19 protein-coding genes, 3 pseudogenes and 2 riboswitches are annotated in these 21,214 nt (G+C 71.4%); of the genes and pseudogenes, 15 read left to right on the top strand and 7 right to left on the bottom strand.

The annotated features are described in order from the left end of the window. Window positions 1-307 precede the first annotated feature (307 nt). Together E1B22_RS01335 and E1B22_RS01340 are read right to left on the bottom strand one after the other, a co-directional pair. Window positions 308-1,486 (bottom strand): lysine exporter LysO family protein, encoded by a 1,179-nt coding sequence (locus E1B22_RS01335; protein ID WP_135224256.1) that lies wholly within the window; start codon window positions 1,484-1,486, stop codon window positions 308-310. Next, window positions 1,471-1,830, bottom strand: a complete 360-nt coding sequence (locus E1B22_RS01340) for a hypothetical protein (protein ID WP_135224257.1) — start codon at window positions 1,828-1,830, stop codon at window positions 1,471-1,473. Before E1B22_RS01340 ends, E1B22_RS01335 begins: the two co-directional genes overlap by 16 nt. Before the next feature lie 536 nt (window positions 1,831-2,366). Then, window positions 2,367-2,476: riboswitch (TPP riboswitch) on the top strand. Window positions 2,477-2,610: 134 nt separating this feature from the next. On the opposite strand from E1B22_RS01340, the gene thiD reads away from it, so the two are divergent. The 5 genes from thiD to E1B22_RS01365 all read left to right on the top strand — a co-directional run bounded on the left by thiD (window position 2,611) and on the right by E1B22_RS01365 (window position 8,194). Next, window positions 2,611-3,612 (top strand): bifunctional hydroxymethylpyrimidine kinase/phosphomethylpyrimidine kinase, encoded by a 1,002-nt coding sequence (gene thiD / locus E1B22_RS01345; RefSeq protein ID WP_243123563.1) that lies wholly within the window; start codon window positions 2,611-2,613, stop codon window positions 3,610-3,612. Then, a complete protein-coding gene (gene thiW / locus E1B22_RS01350) occupies window positions 3,605-4,204 on the top strand; it encodes an energy coupling factor transporter S component ThiW (protein ID WP_135224258.1) in 600 nt (199 codons plus the stop codon). Before thiD ends, thiW begins: the two co-directional genes overlap by 8 nt. A gap of 162 nt (window positions 4,205-4,366) precedes the next feature. After that, window positions 4,367-5,317 carry a hydroxyethylthiazole kinase gene (thiM, locus tag E1B22_RS01355; protein ID WP_135224259.1) on the top strand — a complete coding sequence of 317 codons (951 nt, stop codon included), beginning with the start codon at window positions 4,367-4,369 and terminating at the stop codon, window positions 5,315-5,317. Further along, entirely contained in the window at window positions 5,314-6,435 is a 1,122-nt protein-coding gene (thiE, locus tag E1B22_RS01360; RefSeq protein ID WP_243123567.1) for a thiamine phosphate synthase, read from the top strand. Before thiM ends, thiE begins: the two co-directional genes overlap by 4 nt. A gap of 400 nt (window positions 6,436-6,835) precedes the next feature. Beyond that, window positions 6,836-8,194, top strand: coding sequence for an MFS transporter (locus tag E1B22_RS01365; protein WP_243123568.1), 1,359 nt, complete (start codon window positions 6,836-6,838; stop codon window positions 8,192-8,194). Between the two features lie 286 nt (window positions 8,195-8,480). Here the strand turns inward: E1B22_RS01365 and E1B22_RS01375 are convergent, their stop codons facing one another. The 4 genes from E1B22_RS01375 to E1B22_RS01390 form a co-directional block, all read right to left on the bottom strand. Continuing rightward, complete coding sequence (locus E1B22_RS01375; RefSeq protein WP_135224260.1) at window positions 8,481-9,692, bottom strand: ABC transporter ATP-binding protein; 1,212 nt, start codon at window positions 9,690-9,692, stop codon at window positions 8,481-8,483. After that, window positions 9,689-10,525: a carbohydrate ABC transporter permease gene (locus tag E1B22_RS01380; RefSeq protein ID WP_135224261.1), complete on the bottom strand. Its 837-nt coding sequence runs from the start codon at window positions 10,523-10,525 to the stop codon at window positions 9,689-9,691. The genes E1B22_RS01375 and E1B22_RS01380 overlap by 4 nt, the downstream gene beginning before the upstream one ends. Before the next feature lie 102 nt (window positions 10,526-10,627). Next, entirely contained in the window at window positions 10,628-11,617 is a 990-nt protein-coding gene (locus E1B22_RS01385) for a carbohydrate ABC transporter permease (RefSeq protein WP_207669902.1), read from the bottom strand. 224 nt (window positions 11,618-11,841) lie between these two features. After that, entirely contained in the window at window positions 11,842-13,260 is a 1,419-nt protein-coding gene (locus tag E1B22_RS01390) for an ABC transporter substrate-binding protein (RefSeq protein ID WP_243123570.1), read from the bottom strand. A gap of 987 nt (window positions 13,261-14,247) precedes the next feature. Here E1B22_RS01390 and E1B22_RS12830 point away from each other — a divergent pair. From E1B22_RS12830 to pdxA, 7 genes are all read left to right on the top strand, one after another. Further along, the gene (locus E1B22_RS12830) at window positions 14,248-14,496 is read left to right on the top strand and encodes a hypothetical protein (RefSeq protein ID WP_207669903.1); all 249 of its coding nucleotides are present in this window, start codon (window positions 14,248-14,250) and stop codon (window positions 14,494-14,496) included. Continuing rightward, window positions 14,411-14,752 carry an aspartyl-phosphate phosphatase Spo0E family protein gene (locus E1B22_RS13680; RefSeq protein WP_167758819.1) on the top strand — a complete coding sequence of 114 codons (342 nt, stop codon included), beginning with the start codon at window positions 14,411-14,413 and terminating at the stop codon, window positions 14,750-14,752. The genes E1B22_RS12830 and E1B22_RS13680 overlap by 86 nt, the downstream gene beginning before the upstream one ends. Before the next feature lie 113 nt (window positions 14,753-14,865). Further along, window positions 14,866-14,981: riboswitch (TPP riboswitch) on the top strand. A 102-nt stretch (window positions 14,982-15,083) separates the two neighbouring features. Continuing rightward, window positions 15,084-15,770, top strand: coding sequence for a thiaminase II (tenA, locus tag E1B22_RS01400; RefSeq protein WP_135224264.1), 687 nt, complete (start codon window positions 15,084-15,086; stop codon window positions 15,768-15,770). Between the two features lie 30 nt (window positions 15,771-15,800). Next, the gene (locus tag E1B22_RS01405; protein ID WP_135224265.1) at window positions 15,801-16,169 is read left to right on the top strand and encodes an adenosylcobinamide-GDP ribazoletransferase; all 369 of its coding nucleotides are present in this window, start codon (window positions 15,801-15,803) and stop codon (window positions 16,167-16,169) included. A gap of 109 nt (window positions 16,170-16,278) precedes the next feature. Continuing rightward, window positions 16,279-17,220, top strand: a complete 942-nt coding sequence (locus E1B22_RS01410) for a 2-keto-3-deoxygluconate permease (protein ID WP_207669905.1) — start codon at window positions 16,279-16,281, stop codon at window positions 17,218-17,220. Window positions 17,221-17,260: 40 nt separating this feature from the next. Continuing rightward, window positions 17,261-18,616 (top strand): four-carbon acid sugar kinase family protein, encoded by a 1,356-nt coding sequence (locus tag E1B22_RS01415; RefSeq protein ID WP_135224267.1) that lies wholly within the window; start codon window positions 17,261-17,263, stop codon window positions 18,614-18,616. Window positions 18,617-18,654: 38 nt separating this feature from the next. Continuing rightward, entirely contained in the window at window positions 18,655-19,695 is a 1,041-nt protein-coding gene (gene pdxA / locus E1B22_RS01420; protein ID WP_207669932.1) for a 4-hydroxythreonine-4-phosphate dehydrogenase PdxA, read from the top strand. Window positions 19,696-19,918: 223 nt separating this feature from the next. Here pdxA and E1B22_RS14030 read toward each other — a convergent pair. Then, window positions 19,919-20,452 (bottom strand): annotated as a pseudogene (locus E1B22_RS14030) (CobD/CbiB family cobalamin biosynthesis protein); the annotation flags it as partial. On the opposite strand from E1B22_RS14030, the pseudogene E1B22_RS01430 reads away from it, so the two are divergent. The 3 genes and pseudogenes from E1B22_RS01430 to E1B22_RS13045 form a co-directional block, all read left to right on the top strand. After that, window positions 20,423-20,593 (top strand): annotated as a pseudogene (locus E1B22_RS01430) (hypothetical protein); the annotation flags it as partial. The pseudogenes E1B22_RS14030 and E1B22_RS01430 overlap by 30 nt on opposite strands. 61 nt (window positions 20,594-20,654) lie before the next feature. After that, window positions 20,655-21,053: a HEPN domain-containing protein gene (locus E1B22_RS01435; RefSeq protein ID WP_135224269.1), complete on the top strand. Its 399-nt coding sequence runs from the start codon at window positions 20,655-20,657 to the stop codon at window positions 21,051-21,053. After that, window positions 20,998-21,189 (top strand): annotated as a pseudogene (locus E1B22_RS13045) (nucleotidyltransferase family protein); the annotation flags it as partial. The gene E1B22_RS01435 and the pseudogene E1B22_RS13045, both read left to right, overlap by 56 nt. Between the last annotated feature and the right edge of the window lie 25 nt (window positions 21,190-21,214).

Raw genomic sequence — 21,214 nt, forward strand, 5'->3', positions numbered from 1 at the left:
AGGACCGACAGGGCGGGCGGCCAGCCGCACGGCGTCGGCCGGTCGGGGACCAGGGCGGGTTCAAGGCAGAGGCCCGCGAAGGCGCCGAGGGCCGTTCGCCGGCGCCGCGCGCTGCGGCGCGACGAGGGCGGGGCGGGTCAGGCCGGCGATGAAGGCTGCAGCGAGGCACGTTAAGGGCGGGTCCGGCAGCCGATGAAGGCCGCACCGAGGCGGGCTACCGGGCGGGTCAGGCAGCCGATGGGGGGCCGCACCAAGCCGGGCTACCGGAGCGGGTCAGGCAGCCGATGAAGGGCCGCACCGAGGCGGGCTACGGGCGGGCCAGCCAACCGATCAGGGCCGGAGCGGCCAGGGTGAGCACCAACCCGTGGACGAAGGCCAGGGCCGTGATGCCGGCATCGCGGACGGCGGCGGCGATGACCGGCAAGGTCGTGTCCATGGTGGTCGCGCCGCCCGGCAGCACCGTCAGCCACGCCCGGCCGCCCGCCCGGCGGGCGAGCAGGGGGACGGCCACCACCGTGAGCAGCTCGCGGAACACGTTGGCCAGGAAGGCGAGGGCACCGGCGGCCGGTCCCCATAGCTGGGCGACCACGACGCCCGCCATGCTGTACCACCCGAAGGCGGCGGCGACGGCCAGGGCGAGGCCGGGCGGCTCGCCCAGCAGCCGACCGGCCAGCCAACCGCCGCCCAGGCTGCCCAGCCCGCCCACCACCGGGAGGACCACCGCCTTGGCCCGGGCCGCCCGCAGGCTGGCGCGGGTCGCGGGCCACTGCCGACCGAACTCCCAGCCGAAGAGGGCCATCAGCAGGAGCAGGGCGTAGCCGGCAGCGGCTCCCGCCATCCGGCGGACCCAGTGCACCAGGGCGATCCCCGGCCCCGCCCCGTCCCTGGTCGGGTCGGCGACTGCGGACGAACCGGCTGCGACGGCCCCGGCATCGAAGCCGCTCGCGACCGGGGTCCCGGCCAGGGTTCCGGCCACCGCGTCCGGCGAGCCCGCCAGGTGGAGGACGAGCCCTCCGGCCGCCCAACCGGCGGCCACCGCCAGCACGGCCGCCCCGCTCATCCGCAGCGCCGCGACCGCGGGGCCCGGTGCCACCGGGCGGGGCGCCCCTGCCCCGGCCGCCGTCCCGTCGGCCCCCGAGTCCGTCCTTGACGCCGTGGGAGCGGTCCCGCGCCCCGGGACCCGTCGCGGCGCGATCCGGCCCCGTGCAAGCCGCCTCCGCACCAGGGCCATCCCGCCCGCCGCGAGGATCCCCGCCACCACCGCGCCGCCGGCCGTCGCGACCGCGAACACCGCGGCCTGGACGCCCAGCCGACCGAGCTGCCCGCCGACCGCCGGATCGAGGCCCAGCCGCAATCCGATGCACGCCAGCATGAGCCCCAACGCCCAGCGGGATGCCGTCGGCCCCCAGGCCTCGACGCGGTGCCGGACGAGGCCGGCCCGCCCCGCCGCCATGCCGGCGGCGAGGGCGATCAGGACGCCCGCCATGGGCCTCCCCCGCTCTTCCGGGTGGGGCGCCGGGGACGGCGGGAGCCGGCGACGGCCGCTCCCCGACCTCGACGGGCGGGGGAGCCGCCCCGGTCGCCCGCGCCAGCCGGGGGCCACGGTCCCGCCGGCACCCCGCCCGCACCCACCTCCGCGCCCCGCCGCTGGAGTCCGGACATCACCCGGGCGAAGAGCGCCACCGCGGCCACCAGCGCCACCGCCATCCCCGCCGTCGCCACCACCAGCCCGGCGACGGAGCCGCCGGTGCGCCGCTGCCACAGCACGGCGATCGCCGCGAACGCCACCAACGCCATGCCCCGGACCAGGGGCTTCAGTCGTTCCCGCACGTCGTTCCCTCGCTTCCCCGGCGTCCCGCCGGTGCTCGCCGTCGCGTCCCCAGGCGCGTCGGACCGCTGGGTGCGTCGGCGGCCCCGCTCCGTCGGACGCGCCCTGGTTCCCGCCCCCGCGCTGCCGGGGCGTCGGGCTGACCGCTGCTTTCCTTGCACGTCCGTTCTCCCCTCACCCCGGTCACCGCGGTTCCCGCCCACCCGCCGTGCGACCGTTGCGCGCCGCTGCCCGGCCGCCGCGGCCGGCGCCGCGCGCCGCCCCCCCAACGCCGCGACCGCGCCGCGCGGGCGGGTCACCCTGGCGCCCTTCATCGTGGACATGCCGCCGGTGGCGGCCCCCGCCGCGACGGCGCTCGACGGGCGGGTCGGGCGACGGCTCGGGCTCCCGTTCGCGGGGTCGGGCACCGGTTGCGACTCCCGCTCGCGGGGTTGGGGTACCGGTCCCCACTCCCGCTCGGGCGGGGCAGGCGCCGATTCCGACCCCCGTCGACCGGGAGCCGTTGACCTGGGGCCGGCGGGATCCGATACTGGAGATGGTAGCACCGTGGGGGTGCTGGCGTCACGCCGGCTGAGACGAGCCCAGCGGCTCGAACCCCTCGAACCTGACGTGGGTAATGCCACCGGAGGGAACGGTGCGGTCCAGCCTCGACGATCGCCGCTCGATCGCTTCCAGGCACCGGGGCCGCGTTCTTCCCGCGGCCCTTCTTTCGTGATGCCCCGCACCCCGTCCTTCCCCGGCAGCCGGGACCCCCACCGACGCCATGAAGGGAGCGACGCGCCATGGTCGCCTCGACCCTCGCCGGTTCCTCCGGACGAACCGGCCCCGCGGCCCCCCCGCCCCGGGCCATGACCATCGCCGGCTCCGACAGCGGCGGCGGCGCGGGGATCCAGGCGGACCTCAAGACCTTCAACGCCCTGCGGGTCTTCGGCACGTCGGCCATCACCGCCCTGACGGCCCAGAACACCGAGGGGGTGCGGGATGTCCACCTGGTGCCCCCGGAGATGGTGGCCGCCCAGATCGACGCAGTCCTGGACGACATCGGGACCGACGCCGCCAAGACGGGCATGCTGGGCACCACGGCCATCGTCGAGGCGGTGGCCGAGCGCATCCGCTACTGGCGGGATCGCCTGGGTCCCTTCCCCCTGGTGGTCGACCCGGTGATGATCGCCAAGAGCGGCGCCCCCCTCCTGGACGAACCGGCGCGGGACGCGGTGCGGCGGCTGCTCCTGCCCCTGGCCACGGTCCTGACGCCCAACCGCCACGAGGCGGAGGAACTCAGCGGCATCCCGGTCCGCAGCCTGGACGACGCGCGGCGCGCGGCCCGGGCGCTCCACGCGCTGGGGGCGCGCTGGGCGGTGGTCAAGGGCGGCCACGTGGCGGAAGACGCCGCCGAGGCCGTCGACGTGGTCTACGACGGCCGGGAGTGGCACCTGCTCCGGGCGCCCCGCATCGTCACCCGGTCGACCCACGGCACCGGCTGCACCTTCTCGGCGGCCATCACCGCGTACCTCGCCCGGGGCTACCCGGTCTTGCGCGCCCTGCAGGAGGCCAAGGCGTACATCACCGAGGCGATCCGACGCGCGCCGGCCATCGGCCGCGGCCACGGCCCGACGTGCTCCTTCTACCCCTGGGAGCCGGCGGCCGGGCCCGCATCGGCCGCCGCGGCCGCATCCCCGGCGGACCCCGACGGAGGCACCGGGGGACGCGGCGAGCAGCCCCCCACGTCGAACCAGGAGGGGGCGCCACCGGGTGGTGCGGGCCGGGTGGCGAGGGATGCGTAGGGCTCCCGCCGCGGCCTCGGCGAAGGGCGACGGACCGGCGGAAGCGCCAGCGGGTCCCGCCAGCCAGCTGCGCACCCTGGCCCGGGCCGCGGTGCTGATCGCCCTCGGCACCGTGCTGGCGGGGATGATCCGCGTCCCCGTCGGCGTGGCCACGGCCACGCCCGTGCAGCATGCCGTCAACGTGCTGGCCGCCGTCTGGTTCGGCCCCGGCGGTGCCGTCGCCGTGGCCTTCGGGATCAGTCTTCTGCGCAACCTGCTGGGCCTTGGCACGCTCCTGGCGTTCCCCGGTAGCCTCTTCGGCGCGGCCCTGGCCGGCTTGGCACACCGGGTCTGGCGTCGTCCCGTCGCCGCGATGGCCGGCGAGGTACTGGGGACCGGCCTGGTGGGCGGCCTCGTCGCCTTTCCCCTGGCCCGGTGGCTCCTGGGCCAGACGACGGGGGCCTGGTTCTTCTACGTGGTGCCCTTCGGCGTCAGCAGCCTGCTGGGGGCCCTGGTGGCAGGCCTGCTGCTGCGCTGGCTGCCGCCGATGGAGCCCCCTGGCCTGCGATCGACGGAACCCCCTGGCGGCGGGCAGGGGCCGGCCGCCCGCTGATGGCGGGAAGCAGGTGGGGCCTGGGGGCCGGTTCGTCCCGCGACGAACCGGCCCCGGCGCTCGGTTCGCCGTCGGCCGCGGGAGAAGGGCGTGCGGCGGAGGCGGCAGGGGGGCTCGGGCCGGCTGCGGCCTGGGCAGAGCCGTGCGAAGGAGGGGCCCTCGATGATCCATCGCGAAACGCCCGTCGACGACCGGAGCCCGGCGTCCGCATCCCCGGTGGGACCCCACCCCACCCGGGGGCGGAACCCGGAGGCGTCGCCCGTCCAGCCCGCGTCGACGCCGCCGCCATGGGAGGCGGCGGCGCGCGAGGTGCTCGGACGGTTGCGCCGGCGTCGTCCCCTGATCCACCACCTGACCAACCAGGTGGTCATGCACTGGACGGCCAACATCACCCTGGCACTCGGGGCGTCGCCCCTGATGGCCCCCGAACCCGCCGAGTTCCCCACCATCGCGGGGGCCGCCGGGGCCCTGGTCCTCAACATCGGTAGCCTGCGGGCGCACGACGCCGCGGTCTTCCGGGCGGCGCAGGCCGAGGCGCGCCGCCGTGGACTGGCGGTCGTGCTGGACCCGGTCGGGGCAGGGTTCACGCCCCTGCGCACCGACGTCGCCCGGCAGCTGCTGGAGGGCGGGGTGACCGCGCTCCGGGGCAACGGCGGCGAGATCCTCGCCCTGGCGGGCGGCGGGAAGGGCCCCACCCGCGGCGTCGACAGCGGCCGGGTGGCCGAGGCCGAGGTGGCGGCGGCGGCCCGGACGCTGGCTCGGCGGTACGACTGCGTCGTGGTGGCCAGCGGGCCGGTGGACGTGGTCACCGACGGGCACCAGGTCTGGCGCGTGGCCAACGGCCACCCGTGGCTGACGGCGGTGACCGGGGGCGGCTGTGGCGCCACCACGGCGGTGGCGGCCTTCCTGGCCGGGTCGGCGGATCCGCTGCGGGACGCGACCCTGGCCATGGCCGTCTACGGGCTGGCGGCCCAGCGGGCTGCGGCGCGGGCGGCGGGCCCCGGCTCCTTCCAGCCGGCGTTCCTCGATGCGCTCTACGCCCTCGGCGCGGCGGGGACGGAAGAACCGGAGGGACTTGACATCCGATGGAACGAGGAGGAGGCGGCGCGATGAGCGGGCCAAGGTCCATGGGGTCCGGCGCCGCTCCCGGTCCGGCGCCGGTGCCAAGGGAGACGGCCATCCGGCCGGGCGGGCAGCAGCGCATGCCGGTGCCGGCGGGGACGGTCATCCGGCCGGGTGGGCAGCAGCGCATGCCGGTGCCGGCGGGGACGGCCATCCGGCCGGGTGGGCAGCAGCGCATGCCGGTGCCGGCGGGGACGGTCATCCGGCCGGGTGGGTGGTGGACCCCGATGTCACCGGAGGGTCGCGGTCCCGGCGGGGGACCGAGCCGCGGTCCGGAGTCCGTCGGCGACGCGCCACCCACCGGGGATCCCAGGGGACCGCTCGCGCCCCAGCGCCCGGACCACGGTTCGGCGGATGCGACGGCCAAGGCTCACGAGGGCGCCCAAGGGCTCACCGGGCTCGAGCCCCCCGCCGCGACCACCGGGGCCGAGGACGCCGCGGGCGCCGACGCCGATGGACGGGCACCGCGGGCGCCGCGTCGGCGCACCGGCGAGCTGGCGGTGTACTTCGTCTACGACGTCGGCCTGGTGGGGACGGGCGATCCGGCGCCGGTGCTGGAGGCCGTGCTGGGGGCGGGGGTGCGGGCCGTCCAGTTCCGGGCCAAGGCGGTGCCCGACGGCCTCGCCTACCGGCTGGCGCGCGCCGTGCGCCGGCTCACGGCGCACCACGGCGCCCTGCTGGTGATCAACGACCGCCTCGACCTCGCCCTGGCGGTGGGCGCCGATGGCGTCCACGTCGGCCAGGACGACCTCCCCGCCGACGTGGTGCGGCGGCTCTGGCCCGACGGCTTGCTGGGCGTATCGGTGCGAACGCCGGCGGAGGCCCGGGCCGCCGAGACCGCGGGGGCGGACTACGTGGGGGCCGGCGCCCTGCGATCCACCGCCACCAAGGACGACGCCCGGGTCATCGGCCTCGAGGGACTCGAGCGCGTCGCCACGGCCACCCGCCTGCCGGTGGTGGCCATCGGGGGGATCACCGTGGCCGACCTGCCCGCGCTGCGGCGGGCGGGCATGGCGGGGGTGGCCGTGGCGTCGGCCATCGCCCGGGCGCCCGATCCCGGCCGGGCGGCGGCCGCGTTCGTCCGGGCATGGCAGAGGGCATCCGGCTGATGCTGCGTCGCCTTCCGGTGCGGTTCGAGTCCCGGCATGGCGACCTACGCGAACCCGCGTACGACGACGTGCGGAACGCACGACGATCTCCAGGCTGACGCTGTAACCAGGCTTGCGCCCCGGCCCCCTAGAGGATGGCGTACTTCTTCTTCCAACCGATGGCACACGCCATCTTGCTCCGTGCTACACTCCCGTTGTGGCCGTGGAGCAGGGGCGGGAGCGACCAGACGCTCCCGGCCGGTTGAGGGATGGGAGATGAGGGGACGTGTCGCGCCGCCTGTCGTCCTCGTCGGGTCCCAGCGCACCGACCGCGACGGGCCGCGGTGCCGGTTCGTCCACGGTGGGGAACGCTCGCCGGGCCGGGACCGCCCACCGCGGCACGCAGGACCGCACCCCGCGTGTGCTCGGGGTCCTGTTGCTGGGCGTCTTCCTGGGCGCGCTCGACATCGCCATCGTCGGGCCGGCGCTGGCCGCCATCGGGCGGGACCTGGGCGTCAGCGAACGCCAGCTGAGCTGGATCTTCACCACCTATGTGCTCTGCAACCTGGTCGGCAATCCCTTGATGGCCCGCCTGTCCGACCTCTACGGGCGCCGGCCGATCTACATGCTGGACGTCGGCCTCTTCGCCCTGGGGTCCGTGGTGGTGGCCGCGGCCCCGTCCTTTGCCGTCCTGCTGGTCGGACGTGCCGTGCAGGGGCTGGCGTCGGGCGGCATCTTCCCCGTGGCCAGCGCCACCATCGGCGAGACCTTCCCGCCCGAGCGCCGGGGGCGCGCCCTCGGCATGACCGGCGCCATGTTCGGCCTGGCCTTCCTGGTGGGGCCGGTGATCGGCGGCGTGCTGCTGCCCTTCGGATGGCCGTGGCTGTTCCTGATCAACGTGCCCCTGGCGGCGCTGATCCTCGTGTGGGCCCGCCGCGTGCTGCCGCCCCCGCGACCGGCAGGGCGCCGGGCCTTCGATGGGTTGGGCATGGCCTTGCTGGGGGGCGGGCTGGTGGCCATCGCCCTGGCGATCAACCAGGTGGACAGCCGCCAGATCCTGAGCAGCCTCAGCGCACCGCGGGTGTGGGGGTTGCTGCTGGCGGGCGTCGCCGCCCTGGTGGCCTTCCAACGGGTCGAGAACGCGGCGCCGGCGCCGTTGATCGACCCGGCTCTCTGGCGCAATCGGCAGCTGCGGCTGGCCAACGGCCTGGCGGGCCTGAGCGGTCTGCTGCAGGCGGGGCTGGTCTTCGTGCCGTCCCTGGCCGTGGCCGCCTTCGGGGTCACGCCCGCCACCGCCGCGTACCTGCTGGCTCCGGCGGTGCTGGCCAGTGCGGTCGGCGCGCCGGTGGTCGGCCGTCTGCTGGATCAACTGGGTTCGCGGGCGGTCCTCGTGGGCGGCACCGTCGTGCTGGCGGCGGGCCTGCTGGCGGTCCCCGGGGTCACCGGCAATCTTCCCCTCTTCGTAGCAGACGGGGTGGTGGTGGGATTCGGACTGGCCAGCCTGACCGGCGCACCCCTGCGTTACGTGGTGTTGAACGAGGCCGGCGGCGAGCATCGGGCGGCCGCCCAGTCCCTCCTGACCGTGGCCAGCAACATGGGACAGATCGTCGGCAGCGCCGCGATGGGGGCCATGGTGGCCTCCCACGCCGGCGACGTGGCGGGTTACGAGCAAGCTTACGTGGTCCTGGGCGTCCTCGCCGCCGCCGGTGCCCTGGCATCCCTCTTCCTGAAGAACCGGGAGGAGGAGCGGCGGACGGCGCTGCGGAACGCCCCGGCCTGACGGCTCGGCCACGCCGCACCGCAGCAACGGTGTCGAGCCGTCTTCTGCCCGCCGTATCGGCCCGAGGCCCACGACGCGAAGGTGCACGGCACGCCCGTCACCGGCCGGGTGCCCGCGCCATCTCGGCACCGTCCTTGAAGCCGTGGGAGGTCACCACCAGCACCACCCGGTCGCCGGCGCGCAGCCAGCCCTCGTCCCGCAGGCGCAGGGCCGCGGCCAGGACGGTGGCCGACGAGGCCTCGGCGTAGACGCCGGCCCGCGCCAGCCTAGACGCCGGCCCGCGGGCTTAACCGGCCGTGCCCGCGCTCTCTTCGGCCGGTTCGTCCGCCACCGCATCGCCGGGGGCCGCCGCCATCGGCCCTGCCACCGGCCGGCGCGCCGCCGCGCCCGGCAGAGCCACGCGGCTGCCGTCCGACAACCGGAACAGGTGGAGGCGCGACACCGGCAGCCGGACGCCCACCGCCTCCCCCTCGACCACGGCGGCGTCCGCCGGCACCAGGGCCTGCAGCCGCAAGCCCGCGCCGGCCGCGCCATCCCCGGCGCCGGCCGGCATCGAGGTCACGCTGCGACCGGCTTCCACCGTGACCAGCTTCTCGTGGCCGAGGAGCTCGATCATGGTCACCCGGCCGTCCAGGTGCCCGCGACCGGGCGCCACCAGCTGCACGTGGTGCGGCCGGATGCCGATGGCCACCTCGTCGTCCCGCGCCGCCGCCGGCAGCGGCAGGTACACGGGCAGGCCGTCCACCTGCAGGCGCGTCCCGCTCACCCGACCCTGCAGCCAGTTCATGGGCGGGTGGCCGATGAAGGAGGCGGTGAAGCGGTTCGGCGGCGTCTGGTAGAGCTCGTACGGGGTGCCCTGGGCGACGCAGCGGCCCGCGTTCATCAGCACGACCCAGTCGGCGATGGTCATCGCCTCGGTCTGGTCATGGGTGACCAGGACCGCGGTCACGCCCAGCTCCCGCTGGATGCGCCGGATCTCGGCGCGCATGGCCTGGCGCAGCTGGGCGTCCAGGTTCGAGAGCGGCTCGTCCAACAGGAGCAGGGCCGGCCGCTTGACCAGGGCGCGAGCCAGCGCCACCCGCTGCTGCTGGCCGCCCGAGAGCTGTTCCGGCCGCCGGTCCAGCAGCGCCTCGACCCGCACGAGCTCCGCCATCTCGTGGACGCGGCGCCGGATCTCCGCCTCGGGGAGCCGCTGCATCCGCAGCGGGAAGGCGATGTTCTCGAACACCGTCATGTGCGGGTAGAGGGCGTAGCTCTGGAAGACCATGCCCACGTTGCGCCGCTGGGGCGGCACGTCGTTGACCCGCACGTCGTCGAAGTAGATGTCGCCCGCCGTCGGCCGCAGCACCCCGGCCAGCATGTACAGGGTGGTGGACTTGCCGCAGCCGGACGGCCCCAAAAGCGCCACCAGCCGACCGGGCTCCAGCTCCAGGGTCAAGCCGTCGACGGCCGTCACCGCACCGAAGCGCTTCGTCACGCCGTCCAGCCGGATCCTCACCGCTTCACACCCCCCGTGTACAGCACCATCAGGTAGCGCTGCAGGAACAGGTAGACCAGCATGACCGGGATCATGTAGAAGACGGCCACGGCCGTCACGGTGCCGTACCGGGCCACGTCGGCCTGGGAGAGCAGCGACCCCAGGTACACCGGCAGGGTCTGGACGTCGGCGCCCGGCGCCAGCACGTAGGGCAGCAGGAACTCGCTCCACCCGGACAGGAAGGCGAAGACCGCCGACGCCATCAGGCCCGGCCGGATGATGGGCAGCACCACCCGGCACCACGTGGTCAGGCGGCTGGCGCCATCGAGCAGCGCCGCCATCTCGTGGTCCCAGGACACCTGGTCGTAGAAGCCCTTGAGCACCCAGACGTGGAAGGGCAGCTCCAGGGCGATCTTGGCCAGCACCACGCCCGCCAGGGTGTCATAGAGGCCCAGCTGCCGCAGCAGCAGGAACAGCGCGACCAGCAGGGTGATCCCCGGGAACGCGTGGAGGACGATGAGCATCGCCAGCCACAGCCGCCGCCCCGGCACGGAGAGGCGCGCCAGGGCGTAGGCAGCCGTGCTGGCCAGGAGGACCTCCCCCACGGCCACGAGCGCGGCGAAGAGCAACGTGTTCAGGGTCAGCTGGGCGATGTTGGGCCCGAAGGGATCGGGCTGCCAAAGGAACGACCAGTTCTCCAGGGTGAATCCCAGCGGCCGGAAGCCCTCCATCCCGTCGCTCCAGGACGCCAGCAGTAGCCACGCATAGAGCAGCAGCACCGGCAGCGTGACGGGCACCAGCAACAGCCACGCCCACCGCGCCGGCCGCTGGGTCTCGCTCAGGCTGCCGAGCACGCCGCCACCTCCCTTCCCGCGATCCGCGCCGCGATCCGCTCACCTGAGGGCTCGATCCCCCTCGCGCTCCACCCGCCTCGATGCCCGCGAGCCGCGCCGCGCTCAGCTCACCTCGATGCGCGGCCGCTGGGTCAGCTGCCGGAAGTTGAAGAAGCGCAGGTAGAGCAGCGATGCCACCAGCCCGATGACCACCAGCACCGTGGCCAGGGCGGCACCGAGGCCGTACTGGGCGTTGCCGAAGTAGTTGGACAGCGCCGTGTGGAAGGCGTAGAGCGCCCAGACCTCGGTGGTGTAGAAGCCCGGCCCGCCATCGGTGGCCAGCAGGATGTACTCGTAGGAAGCCAGCAGCGACAGGGTCTGGTACGCGGCGACGAACAGCGCCGGCCACCGCAGCTGGGGCAGCACCACCCGCCGCACCAGCGCCCAGGTGCCCGCGCCGTCCACCTGGGCCGCGATCAGCTGTTCCCGCGGGATGGCCTGGATGGCGGCGCTGAAGATGATCATCCCCATGGACGCCCCGACGAAGCCGTTGATGGCGATGACCATGGGCCACGGGTGCTCGTAGAGCCAGTTGCCGCCCGCCGGCAGGCCCAGCGCGGCCAGCACCTGGTTGATCACGCCGTAGGGCGGCTCGGCCGCGAAGTACTTCCACATCAAGACGTAGACCACCGACGGCGTGATACGGGGCAACAGCCACACCGCCCGGAAGAACCCGCCCCAGCGCTGGGGCAGGAACGCCGTGGCCAGCGCCAGCACCAACGCCAGCCCGACGTTGAACAGCGTCAGGGTGGCGCCCACGTAGAGCAGCGTGTTGCGCAACACCAGGCCCGCCACCGGGTCGGTGAGGATGCGCCGGTAGTTCTCCAGGCCGACCCAGCGGAAATCCCGGAGCCCCGTGACCACGCTGACGTCGGTCAGGCTCAGGATCACCGTCAGCACCGCCGGGATCAGGAAGAACACGGCCACCACCAGCGCGAAGGGCAGGAGGAACCCTGCCCCCAGCCGCCACGGCGCCGCCGGCCGGGCGGCCGCGAGGACCGCGGCCGCCCGGCCATGCGACGCCGCGCCCGTCCCTGCACCCGATTCACTCACGGGGCCTCCCTGGCCGACCCCAGGGAGCGCCCTCGCCGCGGCGTCGCCGCTCCGGCCCGGTGCCGCCGCGAGGCCCGCCGCCCCGGGCCGCGCCTCGCGACCCGGGTCCGGGATGGGCCCTTCGCACGCCGTGGCCGCAGCGACCCCGCTCCCCGGCCCGCCGGCGGCGCCGGCCGCGGCCCCGGCCCCGCCGGCGGCCGGTTCGACCGCCCGCCGAACCCGGCTCACCGGATGATCACCTCGTCCCGGAGCTGCGACTGCAGCTGCTGGACCACCGTGTCGACGGCCTGCTCGGGCGTCATCTGCCCGGCGACGACCGCCGACAGGCCGCGGTAGATGGCCTGGTCGTAGTTGCCGAACTGCTCGTGCAGCGGGACGAACCCGGCGTACTCGACCATGTACGCGAGGTCACCCAGCAGCCGGTTCTCCTTGTACGCCGGCTGGTCGAGCTGCGACTTCATGATCGCCAGGTGGTTGCTCTCCACCGCGTGCCGCGTGTTGAACTCGGGATTCGTCGCCTCCAGGATCAGCCGCGCCGCCAGCTCGGGGTGCTGCGAGTACTTCGTCACCATGTACACCAGCGGGTGCGAGAGGGTGACCCCCGGCTTGCCCTTCTCGCCCGCCGGCAGCAGCGCGTAGCCCAGATCCTGGACGTCGGCGTCGCTCAGGCCGTACTGGTCCTGCCACTCGGCCACCTGCCAGGAGCCGCCGACCCAGAGGCCCACCTGCTTGCTGGTCACCGTCCGGTGCCAGATGGACCAGTCGGTCCCCAGCAGCGACGGCTTGAGCACGCCCAGCTCGCGCGCCCGTGCGAAGAACTGGTACTCCTTCAGGAGCGCCTCCTTGTCCAGCACCAGCTTGCCCGTCTCGGGATCCTGCATCGCGCCGCCGTAGGCCAGGTAGAACATGTAGAAGTCCACACCCGCCTGCGGCCGCGTCCAGAAGCCCTGCCCCTCCGGCACGATGCCGCGATCCTGCAGCTGCTTGGCCAGGTCGAGCAGGTCATCCAGCGTGAACTCGCCCTTCTCGATGCGCTCCGGCAGCTGGGCGATCTGCTCGTCGGTCCATCCCAGCTGCTTGAGGTGCGACTTCCAGAAGTAGAGCGGCCGCGCCTCGGTATCCTGCGGGATGCCCCAGATCTTCCCGTCCAGCGTCACGGACTCCCACAGCGTCGGGAACACGTCCTGGTACACCGGGCTGTCCTTGACGTACTCGTCCAGCGGGATGATGTGCCCCGCCGCGGCCCACGGCGCCACGTCCTCGTGGCCGCTGAGGATGATGTCCGGCGCCTTCCCGGCCTCCGCCGCCAGGATGAAGCGCTGCTTATACTCGTCCCACGGCCGGTCCTCGTGGGTGCCTTCCAGCTGGACGCGGACGTTGGCGCCCTCCTGCTCGAGCTTCTGGTTGAGCCGATCGACGGCCTCCTTCAGGTTGTCGAACCGCCAGTGCTCCGTGGGCTTGCCGATGGTCATGGCGCGCAGGGTGACGGTCTGGACGCCCTGCTCCCCGCCGGACGAACCGGCACCGCCCGCCTCCTGGTCGCCGGCCGGCGCCTGGCTACCCTGGCCGCCGCAACCGGCCAGGAGCACCAGCGACGCCACGAGCACGGCAGCCAGCGCCCGCCACGGCGCGCGCCCGCCCACGACGCGCAGCGTCCTCCGCGACCTCCGCTCCGTCCACCGACCCACCACGAACGGTCACCTCCTGTTCCTGCCGACCCGTGCCTTCCGGTCCAGTCCGCAAGGACCCGCGCAGGCGCGCCTGGCTACCCCGCGGGGGTGATCCGCCGCGGCTTTGCGCTCGATGGGTTCGCCATCGGTTCGGCGATGAGGCGATGAACGGCTTGGCGGGGAGACCCGGCCAACGAGCCCCGCACGGAACGGGCGCCTCGCACCCGCCCCGGCGCACGGGTCCCTCTCGCCCGGCATGACGAACCGGCCGCATCTGCGCACGCGATCCGCCGCGAGCCGTCGTCCCCCGTCGCGCGGCTTCGGTCACGACGGGGTGGACCGCCACCGGTTGCGCGACAGGCCGTAGCCGGACATGCCACGCCCGGTCGGCTCGCATGTCGACCCTCTGCCGGTTGGCCCCGTCCAGGTGGCCGGTTCGTCGGCCGGTTCGGGATGCGATGTGCGCGCTGCGATCGACCCAGCGGGTCGATCCGTTCGGGACGACCTCGCGGCCGCCCACGCCTGGCGCACCGGTCCCCGGGACGCGCCGGGAACCGGCCGCCGACGAATCTCCGTCAATGACCGCTACAGGAAGGCTCGTGAACGTGACCGGCCTGTCCACGACCGGTCTGTTAGCAGACGAGCGCGACGAGTGCTAACAAGCAATTGGAATATATCCTCAAGCTAAACGGGATGTCAAGTTAAGGCACTCCCTGGCGGATCGCGATCCGGGCCGTGACGGGGGACGAGCCGCGCCACGCATTGGCGTCGGGCTCGATCATCTGCGTTGGGCCCGAACGGAAAGGCGGCGCGGTGGTGTCAATCGGGTGATGACCCGATGCCGCCGGCCGGCCCCGTCACCGTATGATGGTCGTCGTGGTGCCTACGGACAAGCAACCCAACCATCGCAGCGACCGTCGCAGCCCCGGCCACAAACCCCCGAGTTGGGCAGCGGCTGAATTGCGCAGGCAGATCCGGCACCAGCTCCGGCGATTGAAGGCCCTGCGCGATGCCATGGGTGCCGAAGGAGACCGCGAGCTCCTGGCCGCGATTCACGATGAGCTCGAGGTCCTGGCTCGTCTGTTGCGCACCCTGGAGATCTTGGAAGCGTTGGAGGGAAAACGTGGAGGCAAGGAGCCAGGGGACGAACCGGCCGCTGGCGGTCCGCCCCCGCACGCCGACGACGGTTCCGACCAACGGGCGGATTGAGGGCGGGCAGAATGAGGGCGATGGCCGTTCCGATGCCGGCCACCGCGCGAGCACCGGCCACCGGGGGGACGGGACACCCCCGTGGGGTCAGCTGGCGCGGGAGGTCGAGGACCTGCGGCGCGCCCTCATGAGCGCCGTCCAAGCGCCCACCGATCTCCGCCGGGAAGACGTCCTGGCCCTCAGCCAACGGCTCGACGATCTGATCGTCCGCGCCCAGCAGGCCCTGGCCGAACGGCGTCCTGTCCGCCAAGGGTGACGGCCGACGGCCCCAGGCCTCCTTCCGTTCGCGTTCCGCCCATCGCCTTCCGGGGGCCACGCGGCCCGGCAGGGACATGGCGAGGATCGCCGTATTCTACCCACTGTGAGATGAGAGGCCGCGGGGGGAGTCCGGGTCAACCGGGCTGAGAGGGCGACTGATCGGCGTCGCCGACCCCGATCACCGGATCCGGGTCATGCCGGCGTCGGGAGCGCGGTCCAAGGACCGGGCCGTTGGATGCGGCCGGGCATGCCTCCTGCCGCCGAGCTGCTCGGCGGCCTCTTTCGTTCTCCGCGGTGCTTCCACGCCACGGACGGGGGAGGGAGACGCCATGCCGGCGAGCAGGGGCACGGCCGAGCCGTTTCACCAGTGGCTCGACGCCCAGACGCGTACCCTTTGGGAGGCCATCTTCCAGCTCCCGTTTCTCCAGGAGCTGGCCGCCGGAACGCTGGCCAGGGATCGTTTCGCCTACTTCCTCGCCCAAGACGTCCTCTACCTCGAGCAATTTGCCAAGGTGCTGGCCCGCGGGGCCACCCTGGCAGACACCCCGAAGACGCGCGAGATGTTCCTCCGCCACGCGGCCAACGTCGCCCGGGTGGAAGAACGGCTGCACGCGGAACTGGCGTCGCGTCTCGGGTTGGACTGGGACGCTGTGCGTCAGAAGGAGCCCGCGCCGGTCACCGTCGCTTACACCGATCACCTGCTCCGAGTCGCCCACACGGGCGGACTCAGCGAGCTGGTCGCGGCGGTGCTGCCCTGCTACTGGGTCTATGCCCGGGTCGGGGAGCGCCTGGCGAATCGGCTGCCGGAGGACGAGATCTACCGGCGCTGGATCCTGACCTACGCCGATCGCGATTTCCACCGCAGCGTCGACGAACAACTGAGGCTGATCGATCGGCTTGCGACGGCCGCCGGCAGCAATGAACGGGAGCGCATGGAGCGGTGGTTCGCCCGCAGTCTCCGTTACGAGTGGATGTTCTGGGACCAGGCCTACCGCGATCTTGCCTGGCCGGTCTGAAGGGGTTCGATAGGTTGGTGAGGCCGCACCGTGACCGCGTTCTGGGCCGCCTTGCGCTTTCTGACGGTCCTGCCTGCGCCCGGCCGGCGCCCCTTGCAGGCACCCGCGCTGGGTCGAGCGGTGGGGTACTTCCCCCTGGTCGGCGTGATCCTCGGAGGACTCCTCGCAGCCGCCAACGCCGCCGTGACAGAGGTCATCCCCCCCGATGTCCGGGCCGTCCTCGTGGTCGGACTGGGACTCGCGTTGACCGGCGGCCTCCACTTCGACGGGTGGTTGGACACGTGCGACGGCTTGTTCGGAGGACACACCCCGGAGGAACGCCTCCGCATCATGCGGGATGAGCACGTGGGCGCCTTCGGCGTCGCTGGAGGCGGCCTCCTCCTCCTCGCGAAATCGTAGATCGTTGTGGCATGTTGCTAGGTTTCAGGTACAATTCCCATAGCGCTCCAACCTACCGTCACGGATACAGGCGTTGTCAATGATGCCAAGCAAAGGAGGGCCAACCCCGGTGGGGAGAGTTCCTATCGTTGATACTTTGCAACGTGTTCCCGGCGGTATGATGCTGATCCCTCTGTTAGCCGGTTCGGTAGTGCGAACTTTCTGGCCTGGTTTCCTTGAGCTTGGATCCTTCACCACGGCGCTGTTTAAAGACGGAGCGCTGCCCCTCATCGCCCTGCTTATCCTCGCCACCGGCGCTCAAATCAATGTCCGACAGAGCGGGGCTGTACTAGCCAAGACGGGCGTCTTGTTGCTGGCCAAGACGGTATTGCCAGCTCTGCTCGTCATTCTTTATGGTTATCTGTTCGGACGAGACGGTATCCTCGGCATTTCGCTTCTGGCGGCAATGATTGCGTTCATCAACTCCAACGGTGGGCTGTGGCTGGCATTGGCGACCCAGTACGGGGATGACGAGGACCGTGGAGCGTACATCGCAAGTGCCCTCAACGACGGTCCCTTCTTCACCCTGCTATTCCTGGGCTTGAGTGGGCTTGGGGCCATTCCGTTCGAGTACATTGTGGCTGCCATCCTTCCGTTTCTTATCGGGTTCATCCTGGGTAACTTGGATGCAAAGTTTGCGGAGATGATGAAGCCGACTGCCGCTATTACAGTACCGTTTTTCGCCTTTGCCCTGGGCGCCGGCATCGACCTCCGGTCGCTGGCGGTTGGCGGCGTCACAGGGTTGGTGCTGGGCCTTCTAGTCGCGTTTATAACGGGTGCGCTGGGATACTGGGCTTACCGGTACCTGCTGCGCGAGCGTAGCGCGGTGGGCTTCGCTGTTGGCACCACGGCAGGAAACTCCGTAGCCACCCCAGCAATCGTGGCCCAGGCGGATCCAAGCTTCACCCCCTTCGTCTCGGTCGCAACGGCGCAGGTGGCGGTTTCGGTGTTGGTGACGGCCGTCGTGACCCCGCTCATCACCCACTACCTGCACCGTCGGCTACAGAGCTGACGACCCAACAGAGGCTTCAGACTGTGAAGAAGGGGTAGCCATGGAAAAGCCGCTGTACGCTGTCATTGCCGATGATCTAACGGGAGCGGGCGACACTGGCGTTCAATTTGCCCGCGCTGGGTTGCGCACCCGCGCGTTAATCGGAACCTGGTCGGTACATGCGGTTCAAGGAGCGGACGTCGTTGTTATCAATACGGAGAGCCGAGCGCTAGAACCAGAGGAAGCCTATGAACGGATTGCCCGCACCGCCGCGGAGCTCCGAGCAGCCGGCGCGATCCCAATCTATAAGAAGATTGATTCCACGATGCGGGGACCCGTGGGCGCAGAACTCGACGCACTGCTGGATATGTTCGGACTGGACATGGCTATCGTGTGCCCCGCCTTCCCCGACAACGGCCGCATCCTGATAGGAGGGTACTTGCTCGTAAGCGGTCAGCCCGTTGCCCGGACAGCCATCGGTCGTGACCCTGTCGCGCCGGTCAGGGAAAGCCACGTGCCGACGTTGCTCGCCTCTCAAACGCGGCGTTCCGTGCGCCATATCGGCCTGCAGGTTGTCGAAGCAGGGGCCGAACGTTTGTGCACTGCCTTGGGCGCTGCACGCCAGCCTGGAGGTAGCGTGGTGGTCATCGACGCCGTTAGCGACGGGGACTTGGAGGTTATCGTCGAAGCAGCTTCTATGGTGGAAAGCGGGTCGTTTGTGACCCATGCCGGCTCCGTTGTAAACGGACGGAAGGGTGGGGTCGTGCTGGTTGGCTCGGCGGGCCTGGCACGCCCGTTGGCTCGTCGTCTGACGGCCGGTCTTCGGCGGCATCCTGGAACGAGTCGGGAAGCTCGGCGCATTGTGTTGGTGGTGGTCGGGTCGGTAAACCCTGTCTCGCGAGAACAGCTGGCCTGGCTGACCTCCCAGCAGGACACCCTGGTCGTGCACCTGGACGTAAACGCCGCTCTGCAGGGGGGAGACGCATGGCAGCAGGCAAAGCACTCGGTACGGCAAGTGGTCGGGCGGGCTGCGACCGAAGGCCGTGTGTTAGTGTTGACCACCCGCGGTGACCCCGCGGACGTTGAAGCCGCGCGCCGTGCTGGCTCGGCGCACAGCCTGGGCGCAGTGGAAGTAGCTAGGCGTATTGCCGAAGCACTGGCTGAGGTTGCGGCAGGAGCTCTGGATCGGCTGAAGGTGGCTGGAGTCGTTCTCACCGGTGGCGACACGGCCCGGGCGCTTCTGGACCGCCTTGGGGCAGCTGGCATCGACCTGATTTCGGAGGTTCAACCCGGCATCCCGGCTGGCACGCTCAATAGCGGCCGGCGGCCCGGGTTGTGGGTAATAACTAAAGCGGGTGGCTTTGGAAGCCGGGAGGCTTTGGCCCTGGCAGTGGAGTATCTCTTGCGTCTTCCGTGACGACCTTCCACCGCGTGGTGTGGGGGGATGCAACCTTGGTGGACAACCGTCCCATTCTGGCCATTACCATGGGCGATGCGGCCGGCATCGGGCCTGAGATCATCGTTAAGGCGCTCGCTCGGCCGCAGGTACAGGCATTGTGTCGCCCCCTTGTAATCGGCGACGTCGGTATCATCGAGGACCACCTGCGGTACTGGAGGGGTAAGGAGAGTGTTGGGCGACCCTCCATTCATGCCACCGCTACCCCCGAGGAGGCAGAGTGGCGTCCTGAGGTCATTAACGTGTTGCAGCCGGGGCCTCCATTGGGCCGTATTGAACCCGGGAAGCTGTCCCCGGTGGCTGGCCGAGGAGCCGTGAGTTACGTGAAAGCCGCCGTCTCGCTAGCAAAGGAGCGGCGGGTACAGGGCATTGTCACTGCACCGCTCAATAAAGAGGCCATGCACCGGGCAGGCTTCCACTATCCTGGCCATACAGAACTCCTGGCCAAGGAGTTTGGGGTGGCGCGCTACTCGTTGGTGTTGACCGCGCGGGGGTTGTTTGTCTTTCACGTAACCACTCACGTATCGCTGCGCCAGGCAATTGATCTTATCACGAAGGAGCGAGTGCTTGATCAGATTCGCCTTGCCCACCTATTGGCTGTTGCGCTAGGACAGGCAAGTGAGGTCATTGCGGTAGCAGGCCTCAACCCCCACGCCGGTGAGGGCGGGCTCTTCGGCACTGAGGAGCGGGACATCATCAGGCCAGCCGTGGCGGCAGCTTTGGAGGAGGGCATCCCCGTGGAGGGCCCTCTGCCGGCGGACGTGGTCTTTCCTAAGGCTGCAGCGGGTAGGTACCGGTTTGTAGTAGCGATGTATCACGACCAGGGACATGCTGTTTTCAAGAGCCTTTTCTTCAACGAGGGTGTCAATATCACGGTTGGTCTACCCGTGATCCGGACTTCCGTGGACCACGGCACGGCGTTCGACATCGCGGGCAAAGGTGTCGCCCGCGAGGACAGCCTGGTGCACGCCGTCGAGCTGGCCGCCCGCCTTGGCCCCAAGTGGAAGCAGATCTGGCATCAGGTGCAGTCCCTCGTTTAGGGTGCCGACGGCCGCTTACGTGAAGTTGGTCCGGTTTCGTGGAGAGGGCTAAGGGCGTACAGCGCCACCCCTTCCTCGTATAGCCATCGCTTTCAGTCCGTGCTAGGGAAGATCCGCATAGGCAGTCGGGGTCAAGCGGCCCATCACTAAGGGGCCGTAGAAGAGCCGGACGACCCCGCCCGATGTCGCTCGGCCCGGACAGGGCCAGGCCCTCGCCCATCTTGTAGTGCCCGGCCTTCTCCAGTTCCACTCCCAGCGCACCGGCCATGGCGCTCATGGGATGACCGGCGTTGGGACTTGCCGTCTTGCCGGCGTCTTGCCGCCAGATGCCGAAAGCTCCCCGTGCATCCTCGCCGAGGCAGGCGGCCGCGAGTACCAGCAGGGCCGCGGCCAGCCGTGCGGGGATCAGGTTGGCCGCGTCGTCGGCTCGGGCCGGCGCCTTGCCCAGCCACTCGCGGGTCGGACCACGGTAGCCCAGCATGGCGTCGGCGGTGTTGAGGAACCGGTACGCCAGCGCCCCGGGTAGGCCCGCGAGGACGAAGTAGAAGAACGGTGCGACCACGCTGTCCGACGCGGTCTCGGCTAGGGACTCGATCGTCGCTGCCGCCATTCGGGGAGCATCCAAGCCGCGGGTGTCACGGCTCACCAGGTAGTACCACGCCAGGTACCGGGCCTGGTGCACGTCGCCCCACGGCGCGGCCGATGACGACCCCGGCAGGACAGGGCTTCTGTGCCATGGCGGCGGGGAACGAGTCACACCGCCATGGCGGTGCCCTTGCTGGCCTCCGGTCCAGGCGCCACGGCCGTGCACGGCCTGCTTGACAACACGGACATCGCCCGCTTGATCGTGCAGGCCTTTGGATGGGACGAACCGGCGCGCCATCGCAGCGCTCGCTGAACTGCAGAGTCCCCACCATCCGTGGCATCATGGAGGTAACGGCTGCTGCGAGGTGAGCCCGTTGGATCGCAGCCAGGATTGGTGGGATGAGGCCCTCGGCGACCTCGCCCACGCCGAGAGCGACCTGGAACGGGGCTTTTATAATTGGGCCTGCTTTTCGGCCCAACAGGCTGCCGAGAAGGCGGTCAAGGCCGTCTGCCAGAGGTTTGGCGCCGAGGCGTGGGGTCATTCCGTCCATGCCCTTCTCGACGCCCTCGCGGAGCGGATCCCCGTTCCTGCGGACCTCCGCGATCGTGCCCTGGAGCTCGACAAGGCGTACATCCCCACGCGATACCCCGATGCCCACCCCACGGGAGCGCCCAGGCGGTTGTACACCGCGTCCGAGGCGAGGAGGATGCTGGGCCATGCGAAAGCCATCCTCGACTTCTGTGCGCGTTATCTTCCCGGCCCTGAGTCGTGAAGAGGTCATCCAGCGCATCCGGGACGCGTTGCCCAAGCTCGCGGACCAGCTGCCCCTTCGGGAGGTCACGCTCTTCGGCTCGTACGCGAGGGGCCGGTTCACGGCGTACAGCGACATCGACCTGCTGGTGATCTACGACGACCCGCCCGTTCCCGACGCCT

The sequence above is a fragment of the Thermaerobacter sp. FW80 genome (assembly GCF_004634385.1).
GTDB classification, from domain to species: domain Bacteria; phylum Bacillota; class Sulfobacillia; order Thermaerobacterales; family Thermaerobacteraceae; genus Thermaerobacter; species Thermaerobacter composti.

Excerpts from the sequence above, each read along its gene's own strand:
- E1B22_RS01335 (WP_135224256.1), bottom strand. The coding sequence starts at position 1,486 with ATGGCGGGCGTCCTGATCGCCCTCGCCGCCGGCATGGCGGCGGGGCGG.
- thiD (WP_243123563.1), top strand. The coding sequence starts at position 2,611 with ATGGTCGCCTCGACCCTCGCCGGTTCCTCCGGACGAACCGGCCCCGCG.
- thiW (WP_135224258.1), top strand. The coding sequence starts at position 3,605 with ATGCGTAGGGCTCCCGCCGCGGCCTCGGCGAAGGGCGACGGACCGGCG.
- thiM (WP_135224259.1), top strand. The coding sequence starts at position 4,367 with ATGATCCATCGCGAAACGCCCGTCGACGACCGGAGCCCGGCGTCCGCA.
- thiE (WP_243123567.1), top strand. The coding sequence starts at position 5,314 with ATGAGCGGGCCAAGGTCCATGGGGTCCGGCGCCGCTCCCGGTCCGGCG.
- tenA (WP_135224264.1), top strand. The coding sequence starts at position 15,084 with ATGCCGGCGAGCAGGGGCACGGCCGAGCCGTTTCACCAGTGGCTCGAC.
- E1B22_RS01415 (WP_135224267.1), top strand. The coding sequence starts at position 17,261 with ATGGAAAAGCCGCTGTACGCTGTCATTGCCGATGATCTAACGGGAGCG.